Below are 10,543 nucleotides of genomic sequence, written 5' to 3' on the forward strand. Positions count from 1 at the left end.
CCACAAGCTGACCATGTTTGGACACATCGCTTGGTCGCGCGCCGGGAGGATTGGTTCCAAGAAAATTGCGATCACCGGCGCATCTTTTGCGAGCTTGCCTTTGCGTGAAGGCGAATCGCCGATGCCGGGGCATTTGCCATGCTATGTGGTTTTCGGATTTGATTTATCGCATTGTCCTGTCGGCGTTGCCTGGCAACCTGCCGTCACTTATGCAGCAGAACGTAACAGGACATTCGCAACGTTACATGCGAGAGACGTTTTCCATGATTGATCGTGCCGCACAATTCAGGGCTTCGTCGCCTCACGCTCAAAAATGGTCCAGAATCAAAGTCGGAATGATTGGCGAAACCGCGCGCATCCCCGAGGCGGTGATCGGGATCCGGTCTCCCTGCGTGCCGTCATGAGTTCACAGTCCGGTAGGACAAAACTATCGTCCTGGCCGAAGATATATCGCGAACTGAACCGTGTGCGCACGCAATTGCGGTCGCCGTGGTCGACATTGGGCAACGCGCTCATTTCCGCAAAGCAGAATGCTGAATACCGGCGCGGACTCGGCAAGCGGATCGAGGCCGCCCGCGAGACTTACACGGCGTCGCCGATCTCGCAGATTGCCGACAGCTTCATGCTCGTCCGGATCATCGGCAATGATCTGGAACCGCGACACCGCAAGGGCCAGTCATTCGACAACGTGCTGTTCATTCTGGACAACGAACCGGTCTTCGACGCCTGCGAAAAATTCTGGATCGTCAATCGAATAGTCGACACCGACGAGGAAGCCCGGATCATCGGCCTGCTCGAAAGCCGCCGCCAGAATTTTCATACAATCCCCTTCGAACTCGATCAGTACCGGAAGATATCCTGGGACGTCGACCAGCTTGTTGCCGGCGACCTCCGATTCTCAGAGAAGGGCCGGGCGAGCGGACAGTCCGCGCGTTACGAAACGCACATCCGCCGCAGCAAGAACCTCTATGTGATGAACAACAATGGGGCTCGCAACGCCGCGCTCGCGATTGCCCGCGACAGGGCAAAATGGCTGATGCCCTGGGACGGGAACTGCTACCTGACAGCCTCTGCGTTCCAGCGGATACGGTCCGCGATCGAGAAAAACCCGCACCTTCCCTACGCTGTGGTGCCCATGGCGCGCATTGTCGACAATGCGCTTCTGCTGGACCAGAGCTTTCAGCCGCCGGCCGAGGAGGAGCCGCAGATCATATTTCGAGCCGATACCACGCAACTGTTCGACGAAAACTATGGTTACGGAAGGCGGCCAAAAATCGAGATGCTGTGGCGGTTGGCAGTTCCTGGCCCCTGGGACCGCTACCGCGACGACGCCTGGGATTTTCCACGCCCGGTCCGGGCGGCGGATGCCGGGCTGCTCCAGAAAGCGGGCTGGGTGGCGCGCCTGGATTCAGGGCGTTCGCATCTGGAGATCGGCAAGGCCGGCTTCGTCGCGCGTCTGGTCAGCCGCGATCAGGCGATCGTCGATATGGTCGATCAATGTGACGCCAAGGCAGTCGCCGCTCGGCTTGATACCTCCCGCCTGGCCTTTTATGACGAAGACGCCCTGGCCAACGCGGTGAAGGACGGGCCCATCCTGCACCATCTCGAAACCGCGGCCGGACAGGCACTCGCCCGCGGTCCGTTCAGCGTGCTCGACAAGACTGGCCTAGCCCCCAGCGGGGATCCCCAGGACTATTTTCACCCTGCGCCTTACTGGTGGCCCGACCCCGACAGACCCGACGGCCTGCCCTATATCCGGCGCGATGGCGAACGCGTGCCCGGCACGGCATTGTATGCAGCAGGAAGCGAAACCTACGATCGCACACGCTTGCAGCGCGTCTTCGACGACACAACCGTGCTTGCGCTCGCCGCAACCGTGCTTGATGGGCATCATTATGCCGTCCACGCCGCCAGGCTCTTTCGCGCATGGTTTATCGATCCCAGGACAAGAATGAACCCGCATTTGCGCTATGCGCAGGTGCGGTCGGGCCACGACAACAATGAAGGGTCCGGCCACGGCATCATCGAGCTGAAGGATTTCTATTTCTTCCTGGATGCCGTACGCCTGCTCGAGCGAACAGGAGTACTGGGCGACGAGGATCGCGAGGCGTTCAGAGCCTGGCTCGGTTCCTACTGCGAATGGCTGGACACCGCGCCGGCAGCCGCGACGGCCTTCTGCAGCAGCAGCAACCAAGGAACATATTACGATTTGCAGCGGGCATCGATCGCCACGTTTCTTGGCGACAGCGCCACCCTGGCCAAGATCAGCCTCTATGCTCGGGAGAGACTAGCAACCCAGATCGCAGCCGATGGCTCCTTGCCCAGGGAACTGTCCCGCACGCGCCCCAGGCACTACGCCATGTTTACCTTGCAAGGCTGGACGTCGCTGGCCCGTGTCCTGTCTTCGGTCGGTGACAATCTCTGGCAACACAAGACAGCCGAGGGGCTGGGACTGGTCCAGGCGCTGCACTGGCTTGTTGCGCACGAGAACAAGCCACACACCATGTCGGCCGAAACTGTCGATCCGGATCGGCTTGGGCCGCTGCTTCTCGACCTGACGCACCATGATCCCGCAGGAATGCCACCTGCCGATCTGGGAAGGGCGACCAAGCCCATTTTTCATCCAGACGAGGCAATCGCGCCTTTTTGGCTGTGGCGGAGACATTAGCGACGCCCGGCATTCCTGGCCTGTTACGTCGATGATGAGAACCACTTTCCGCGCTTCAAACACCCGCGACGGTGCAAAGGCTCTTCATCCTGGTCACCGCCAGTTCCGGATCGGCCAGCAATCCGGCCTGGTCGGCAAGGCGGAACACGTCGGCATAGTGACGGATGCCGCGCGCCGACTGCATACCGCCGACCATCGCAAAATGATCCTGATGGCCGTTCAGCCAGGCCATGAGGACGATGCCGGCTTTGTAATACTCGGTCGGCGCCTCGAAGATCTTTCGCGACAGCGGCACGGTCGGCGCCATCAACGCGTCAAAGCCGGCGCGGTCGCCTTCCGCCAGTTTCGCCAGCGCCGCGTTGGCAACCGGCGCAATCGCGTCGAAAATACCCAGCAATGCGTGCGAGTGCCTTTTCTCGTCGCCGGCGATCAGTTCGGGATAATTGAAATCGTCGCCGGTGAACATGACGACGCCGTCCGGCAGACGGTTCCTCAGCGCGACCTCCTTGCCGGCATCGAGCAGTGAGATTTTTATCCCCTCCACCTTGCCAACGTGGCATTCGATGATGGCAACGACTGTATCGAGAGCGACCTCGAAATTCTCGCTGCCCCAATAGCCCCTGAGCGCCGGATCGAACATGTCGCCCAGCCAGTGCAGGATGACCTTGCCGGAGGACTGTGACAGGATGCGGTCGTAGACCCTGACATAGTCGTCCGGCCCTTTGGCAACTGCCGCCAACGCCCGGCTGGCCATCATGATCGCCTTGCCGCCGAGCCCTTCGATTAAAGCGAACTGCTCTTCATAGGCCTTGATGACGTCATCGATTGTTTTGGCGGCGGCGGGCGCCAGATGGTCGGTGCCGGCGCCCGAGGCGAGATCGGCGCCATCGACCGTGCGCGCCTCGGCGATCGAGCGGCGGATCAATTCCTGCGCGTTTGCCCAGTCGAAGCCCATGCCGCGCTGCGACGTGTCCATCGCTTCGGCGATGCGGAAGCCCAGCCGCCACAGATGGTGACGGAACGCCATCGTCCTCTCCCAGTCGATCACCGGTCTGGACCACGGATCGGTCATGGCGAGCGGATCGGCAACGACGTGCGCGGCGGCATAGGCGATACGCGAAAATCGCGCGCCGATGTCAGGCTGCACGGGCTCGCCGACCAGCGTGTACCGGGTGCTGCCGCCACCCTCACCAGGCAAGGAAATGTCCATCCATCGCTCCCTTCACAACGCTACTAAATGGAACGTTCCAATAAATCAAGGACCTTTAAGATTCGAACTCCCTGCAGGATGAAATGCTGCATTGCAACAGGAAAGCCTTATGAAGCATGCCATTTGAGTACGCACAATCGATGTTCGAGGCGCGGGAAAAATCCCGATTGACTCACGAGCGGAGCAGAGATTAGAACGTTCCAATAGTTTTGGGCCTGCAGTCGGGAGGATGCATCTGGATGGCCAACCGGGCCAAGGCGACGATATTCGACATCGCCCGCGAAGCGGGCGTGTCCAAATCGACGGTATCGCTCGTGCTCCAGGGCAGCGGACTGATCCGGCCCGAAACAGCGAGCAAGGTGCGCAAGGCGATCGAGGATGTCGGTTACGTCTACAACCGCGGCGCCGCCAATCTGCGCAAGGCGCACTCCAACGTCATCGGCATGGTCATCAACGATCTCACCAATCCTTTCTTCGCGGAGCTGGCGGTTGGCATGGAGCGGGTCTTCCAGTCGGCCGGCATCGTGCCGTTCATCGCCAACACGGCGGAAAATCCGGTGCGCCAGGAAGAAGTGCTGAAGTCGCTGATGGAGCAAGGCGTCGCCGGCCTCATCGTGTCGCCGGCTCGCGGCACGACGCCGGGCGCCTTCAGGCGGATCGAGACGGCAGGTCTGCCGGTGGTCTTCGCCATGCGCCGGCTTCCCGAGAGCCGCATTCCGGTCATCGCGCCCGACAATCATCGCGGCGCCTATCTCGCCACCGCTCATCTGATCGGCAAGGGACATCGCCGGCTGGTCTTCTTCGGCGGCTCGTCCGATCTCGTCGTCTATCACGAGCGGCTTGGCGGATTTCGCGAAGCCTGCGAGACGCAGGGCATCTCCGACCGCGACACTCTGGTCGTCGAGGGAGAGACCAGCCGCAGAGGTGGTATCGCATGCCTCGAAACCGCTCTCGCAATGGCTGAACCGCCGACCGCGGCACTCTGCTTCAACGACGCCGTCGCCTTTGGCGCCATGCTGGCGCTGCGCAAGCGCGGGCTTGAGCCGGGAGTTGATTTCGCCATCGTCGGCTTCGACGATGTGGCCGAGGCCGAGCACTACATGCCGGCTCTGACCAGCGTCGCGGTGGACTCGGCGGGCCTCGGCGAACGCGCCGCCCATGTCATGTTGAAAATGATCCAGTCACGCACAACACGGGCCGAAGACCATATCGGCGCGGTCAATCTGGTGGTCAGGGAAAGCTGCGGCCCGGATCGCCGCATTCGAAACAGGGCGGCCGGTTCGGGAGGCGCTGCATGAGCGTCAAATGGAGCTTGATCGGTGCCAGCACGATCGTCAGGCAGTTCATGATCAACGCCATCCGCGCGCAAGGCGAGGACAGCATCTGGTCATCGGCGTCAGTCGAAGCAGCATTGCAAACCGCGAAATCAGGCAAGGCGGTCGCAATCGAGCCTAAGCTCGGGAGTGTGAATTGAGCAAGGTGGTCTCCGCAGCGCAGGCAGCCGGCCTGGTCAAGGACGGCATGGTCGTGTCGGTGTCCTCGTCGAGCGGCCTCGGCTGCCCCGATGCGGTGCTCGCCGCGATCGGCGAACGCTTCGACGCAGAAGGCCATCCGAAGAACATCACCACGCTGCACCCGATCGCAGCCGGCGACATGTATGGCATCAAAGGCATCGACCATCTGGCCAAGCCGGGACTGCTGAAGCGTACCTTGTGCGGCTCCTACCCGTCCGGCCCCTCCTCTTCCGAACCGCCGCAGATCTGGAAGATGATCGGCGACAATTCGGTCGCCGCCTACAACGTGCCGTCCGGCATCCTGTTCGATATGCACCGCGAAGCCGCGGCCAAGCGGCCGGGCGTGCTGACCAAAGTCGGTCTCGACACCTTCGCCGACCCGCGCCACCAGGGCTGCGCCATGAACGCCGCCGCCAGCGAGCCGATCGTTTCGGTGCAGCAGTTCGACGGCGAGGAATGGCTCTATTTCCGCTCTATCGTGCCGCAGGTGTCGATCATCCGCGCCACGTCGGCCGACGAGCGCGGCAACCTCACCTACGAGCATGAGGGCGCCTATCTCGGCGGACTGGAACAGGCGCTCGCCGCCCGCAACAATGGCGGCATCGTCATCGCGCAGGTCAAGCGCGTCGTCGAGAACGGCACGCTGAAACCGCATGACGTGCGCGTGCCGGGCGTCCTGGTCGACCATATCGTCGTTGCGCCCGACCAGTTGCAGACGACGCTGACACCCTATGACCCGGCGATCTCGGGAGAAATCTTCCGGCCGCTGTCGAGCTTCCGCACGCCGGAGATGAACGTGCAGAAGGTGATCGCGCGCCGCGTCGCCATGGAGTTGCGCGACGGCATGGCCGTCAATATCGGGTTCGGCATTTCCGCCAATGTGCCGCGCATCCTTCTCGAGGAAGGCCAGCACGGCAAAATTACCTGGGTGATCGAACAGGGCGCGGTCGGCGGCGTGCCGCTGCTCGACTTCAAATTCGGCTGCTCATCGAACGCCGACGCCTTCATGCCCTCGCCGCACCAGTTCATCTATTTCCAGGCCGGCGGCTTCGACGCCTCGCTGTTGTCCTTCCTGCAGATCGATCGACACGGCTCTGTGAATGTTTCGAAGCTTTCGGCGCGGCCGCATGTCACCGCCGGCGCCGGCGGCTTTGTCGACATCACCGCACGGGCGAAGAAGATCGTCTTCTCCGGCTTCTTCAATGCCGGCGCCAAGCTGTCTCTGGCCGATGGCGGCATCCGCATCGACCACGAGGGCAAGGTCAAGAAGGTGGTCAACGAAGTCGAGCACATCTCGTTTTCGGGCAAGCGCGCGGTGGCGCAGGGACAGGACATCACCTATGTCACCGAACGCTGCGTGATGAAGCTGACGCCGGAGGGGTTGGTCGTCACAGAACTCGCACCCGGCATCGATCTGCAGCGTGATGTGCTGGCCCAGTCGGAAATTCCGTTGGCCGTTGCCAGGGACCTCAAGACGACACCGGCAGCCCTCTATCAGGAGCAACCGATAGGCCTGTCGCTGAATGGCGGCGCCTCGGTCGGAGGCGCGCGTGGCTGAGCCTCTCGTCACCTTCGAGCAGGATGGCGCCATCGGTACCATCACGCTGCGCCGGCCGGAGAAATTCAACGCACTGGACATTCCGATGCTGCGGGCGCTAGAGACGGCGCTCGACGCGGCCGAGATGGCCGAGGGCGTCCGCGTCGTGCTGCTGCGCGGCGAAGGCAAGGGCTTTTGCGCCGGTGGCGATGTCGAAGCCTGGGCGCAGATGAGTGCCGCCGATTTCCAGGTGCAGTGGGTGCGCTACGGCCACCGCGTCTTCGACCGCTTGGCGCGGCTGCGGCAGCCGACAATCGCCGTCCTGTCCGGCCATGCGCTTGGCGGCGGCCTGGAACTGGCTGCGGCTTGCGACTTGCGCGTGGCGGAAACACAAGTGAAATTAGGCTTCCCGGAAACCTCGATTGGCGTCGTGCCCGGCTGGTCCGGTACGCAGCGCGCCGTGCGCCGCTTCGGCGCGCAGACGGTGCGCCGCATGGCGCTGGGCGGCGAGATCCTTCTCGCCCCCGAGGCACTCGCCCTGGGCATCGTCGACCGGGTGGTCGCAACTGGCAACGCACACGAAGAAGCAAAGGCGTGGGCGGAAAAGATCGCCGAGCGCGGCCCGCTGGCGACGGAAGCCGCCAAGCTGATGATCGCGGTCGCCGAAGGCGAGGAAAGTGCCGCCGCCACCGAAGCGCTGGCCAGCGGCTTCATCGCCCTGACCGGCGATCTGAAGGCCGGCGTCGATGCCTTCAAGGCCAAGCAGAAGCCGGCCTTTTCGAGATCCTAGAGCAAACATATGAACGCACCCCTGAAGATCGCCATGCCGGCCGAGGCGGCCGAAGCCCCGAAAGGCTACAAGCTGCTGATCAACGGCAAGCATGTCGATGCCCGCGACGGCCGCACGATTGCTCGAAACAGCCCCGGCCACGGCTTCACCGTCTCGCACTATGCGCAGGCCGGTGAGGCCGAAGTGGAAGCCGCTGTGCTTGCCGCCCACAGGGCTTTCGAAACGGGTCCATGGCCGCGCATGAAGGCGGCCGAACGTGCCGGGATCCTGCTCAAGGCAGCTGATCTGATCGAGGGCCGGCTGGAAGACATCGCCCGGCTCGACGCACTGGAATCGGGCAAACCGATCGCCCAGGCACGCGGCGAGATCGGCGGCGCCGTCGACATCTGGCGCTATGCCGCCTCGCTTGCCCGCACCCTGCATGGTGAAACCTACGCCAATCTCGGCGACGCCATGCTGGGTGTCGTCCTGCGCGAACCGATCGGCGTCGTCTCGATCATCACCCCGTGGAATTTCCCGTTCCTGATCGTCAGCCAGAAACTGCCCTTCGCGCTCGCCGCCGGCTGCACGGCGGTGGTCAAGCCGAGCGAAATGACCTCGGCCTCGACCTTCGTGCTCGGCGACATCCTGATGCAGGCCGGCCTGCCCGCCGGCGTCGTCAATATCCTGGCCGGACTTGGCGCCGATGTCGGTGCGCCGATGGTCAGCCACCCGCTGGTCGAAATGGTCTCGTTCACCGGCTCCACCCGCGTCGGCAAGATGACGATGGCATCCGCCGCGCAGTCGCTGAAGAAAGTCTCGATGGAGCTCGGCGGCAAGAACGGCCAGATCGTCTTCCAGGACGCCGACCTCGAAGCGGCCGCCGATGCGGCGGTGTTCGGCGGCTTCTTCAATGCCGGCGAGTGCTGCAATGCCGGCAGCCGGCTGATCGTGCACGAGGCGATCGCCGACGATTTTCTCAGCGCCGTCAAGGCGCTTGCCGCCAGGGTCACGGTCGGCGATCCGCTCGATGACCAAACCAAGGTCGGCGCGATGATCTCGTCCGACCATTTGGCCAAGGTTGCCGGTTACGTTGCGGCAGCCGCGACCGAGGGCAGCAGCATCTACAGCGGAGGCAAGCAATTGGCCTCCAATATCGGTCAATACCTCGATCCCACCATCATCCGCGGCGTCACCGAGGACATGGCCATAGCGCGCGAGGAAGTGTTCGGCCCGGTGCTCTCGGTGCTGACTTTTGAATCGATTGAAAAGGCGTTGCACATCGCCAACAACACGCCCTATGGTTTGTCGGCAGGCGTGTGGAGCGCCAGCATCGACACTTGCATGTCGGTCGCGCGCGGCGTGCGTTCGGGAACCGTTTGGGTGAACACGTTCATGGAAGGTTATCCCGAGCTGCCTTTCGGAGGCTACAAGCAGTCCGGTCTCGGACGCGAACTCGGCAAACGCGCCGTCGAGGATTATACCGAGGAAAAGACAATCCAGTTTCATCGCGGCCAGCGCACCGGGTGGTGGGTCGGCTGAGTTGAGAAGAACCCGGCGGCATCCGCCGGTCGTGTAATGCAACAAGGGAGGAAGTACATGTTGCGCAAACTGCTTATCGGAACGGCTCTCGCGTCGGGCCTGGCTTTCGCGGCCCACGCCGAGGACGTCAAGGAAGTCCAGATGCTGCATTGGTGGACCTCGGGCGGCGAAGCGGCTGCTCTCAACGTCCTCAAGGGTGATCTGGCCAAGGAAGGCTATGCCTGGAAGGACGTGCCGGTGGCCGGCGGCGGCGGCGATGCCGCCATGACCGCGCTGAAGGCGATGGTCGCGGCCGGCAATTATCCGACCGCCTCGCAGATGCTCGGCTACACCGTGCTCGACTATGCAGCCGCCGGCGTCATGGGCGACCTGACCGAAACGGCGAAGAAGGAAGGCTGGGACAAGTCCGTTCCGGCAGCCCTGCAGAAGTTTTCGGTCTATGACGGCAAGTGGGTCGCGGCGCCGGTCAACGTTCACTCGGTCAACTGGCTGTGGATCAACAAGGCCGTCCTGGACAAGATCGGCGGCACCGAGCCGAAGACCTTCGACGACTTCGTTGCCCTGCTCGACAAGGCCAAGGCGGCAGGCGTGATCCCGCTCGCTCTCGGCGGCCAGAACTGGCAGGAAGCCACCATGTTCGACTCCGTCGTGCTGTCGACCGGCGGACCCGAGTTCTACAAGAAGGCCTTCAACGACCTCGATGACGAGTCCCTGAAGTCCGACACGATGAAGAAGTCGTTCGACAATCTGGCCAAGCTCGTCACCTATGTCGACCCCAACTTCTCGGGCCGCGACTGGAACCTTGCCACCGCCATGGTCATCAAGGGCGATGCCCTGGTGCAGGTCATGGGCGACTGGGCGAAGGGCGAGTTCCACGCCGCCAACAAGACCCCGGGCACCGACTTCCTGTGCTATCGCTTCCCGGGCACCGACGGCTCGGTGATCTACAACTCCGACATGTTCGGCATGTTCAATGTTCCCGACGACCGCAAGGCCGCCCAGGTCGCACTGGCCACCGCCACCCTGTCGAAGAGCTTCCAGTCGGCCTTCAACGTCGTCAAGGGTTCGGTTCCGGCCCGTACCGACGTTCCGGACACCGACTTCGACGCTTGCGGCAAGAAGGGCATCGCCGACCTGAAGGCAGCCAATGAAGGCGGCACGCTGTTCGGCTCGCTGGCCCAGGGTTATGGCGCGCCTCCGGCAGTCGCCAATGCCTACAAGGACGTCGTTTCGAAGTTCGTCCATGGTCAGATCAAGACCTCGGACGAAGCCGTGACCGAGCTGGTCAAGGCGATCGACGACG

The 10,543-nt window shown here is 62.9% G+C and carries 9 protein-coding genes; 8 read left to right on the forward strand and 1 reads right to left on the reverse strand.

The genetic code is table 11. From position 1 onward, the window contains the following. The coding region (locus EN969_RS04860) for a hypothetical protein (RefSeq protein WP_206525132.1) at positions 1-271 on the forward strand (271 nt) is incomplete at its 5' end. 228 nt (positions 272-499) lie between these two features. Further along, entirely contained in the window at positions 500-2,668 is a 2,169-nt protein-coding gene (locus tag EN969_RS04865; protein ID WP_244514234.1) for an alginate lyase family protein, read from the forward strand. Between the two features lie 55 nt (positions 2,669-2,723). On the opposite strand, the gene EN969_RS04870 is transcribed toward EN969_RS04865, so the two are convergent. Then, a complete protein-coding gene (locus EN969_RS04870) occupies positions 2,724-3,878 on the reverse strand; it encodes a dihydrodipicolinate synthase family protein (RefSeq protein WP_063168953.1) in 1,155 nt (384 codons plus the stop codon). Positions 3,879-4,117: 239 nt separating this feature from the next. On the opposite strand from EN969_RS04870, the gene EN969_RS04875 reads away from it, so the two are divergent. From EN969_RS04875 to EN969_RS04900, 6 genes are all read left to right on the forward strand, one after another. Beyond that, positions 4,118-5,176 carry a LacI family DNA-binding transcriptional regulator gene (locus EN969_RS04875; RefSeq protein WP_013529706.1) on the forward strand — a complete coding sequence of 353 codons (1,059 nt, stop codon included), beginning with the start codon at positions 4,118-4,120 and terminating at the stop codon, positions 5,174-5,176. Next, positions 5,173-5,352 (forward strand): hypothetical protein, encoded by a 180-nt coding sequence (locus tag EN969_RS04880; protein ID WP_013529705.1) that lies wholly within the window; start codon positions 5,173-5,175, stop codon positions 5,350-5,352. Before EN969_RS04875 ends, EN969_RS04880 begins: the two co-directional genes overlap by 4 nt. After that, positions 5,349-6,950 carry an acyl CoA:acetate/3-ketoacid CoA transferase gene (locus EN969_RS04885; protein WP_063168954.1) on the forward strand — a complete coding sequence of 534 codons (1,602 nt, stop codon included), beginning with the start codon at positions 5,349-5,351 and terminating at the stop codon, positions 6,948-6,950. Before EN969_RS04880 ends, EN969_RS04885 begins: the two co-directional genes overlap by 4 nt. After that, on the forward strand, positions 6,943-7,719 hold the full coding sequence (locus tag EN969_RS04890) for an enoyl-CoA hydratase/isomerase family protein (protein WP_013529703.1): 777 nt from the start codon (positions 6,943-6,945) through the stop codon (positions 7,717-7,719). The genes EN969_RS04885 and EN969_RS04890 overlap by 8 nt, the downstream gene beginning before the upstream one ends. Before the next feature lie 9 nt (positions 7,720-7,728). Continuing rightward, positions 7,729-9,240: an aldehyde dehydrogenase family protein gene (locus EN969_RS04895; RefSeq protein WP_063168955.1), complete on the forward strand. Its 1,512-nt coding sequence runs from the start codon at positions 7,729-7,731 to the stop codon at positions 9,238-9,240. Positions 9,241-9,297: 57 nt separating this feature from the next. After that, positions 9,298-10,543: ABC transporter substrate-binding protein (locus EN969_RS04900; protein ID WP_164758147.1), on the forward strand; the 1,246-nt coding region annotated here is incomplete at its 3' end.

Source organism: Mesorhizobium sp. M7A.F.Ca.CA.003.01.2.1, from assembly GCF_003998945.1.
In the GTDB taxonomy this organism is placed as follows: Bacteria; Pseudomonadota; Alphaproteobacteria; order Rhizobiales; family Rhizobiaceae; genus Mesorhizobium; species Mesorhizobium ciceri.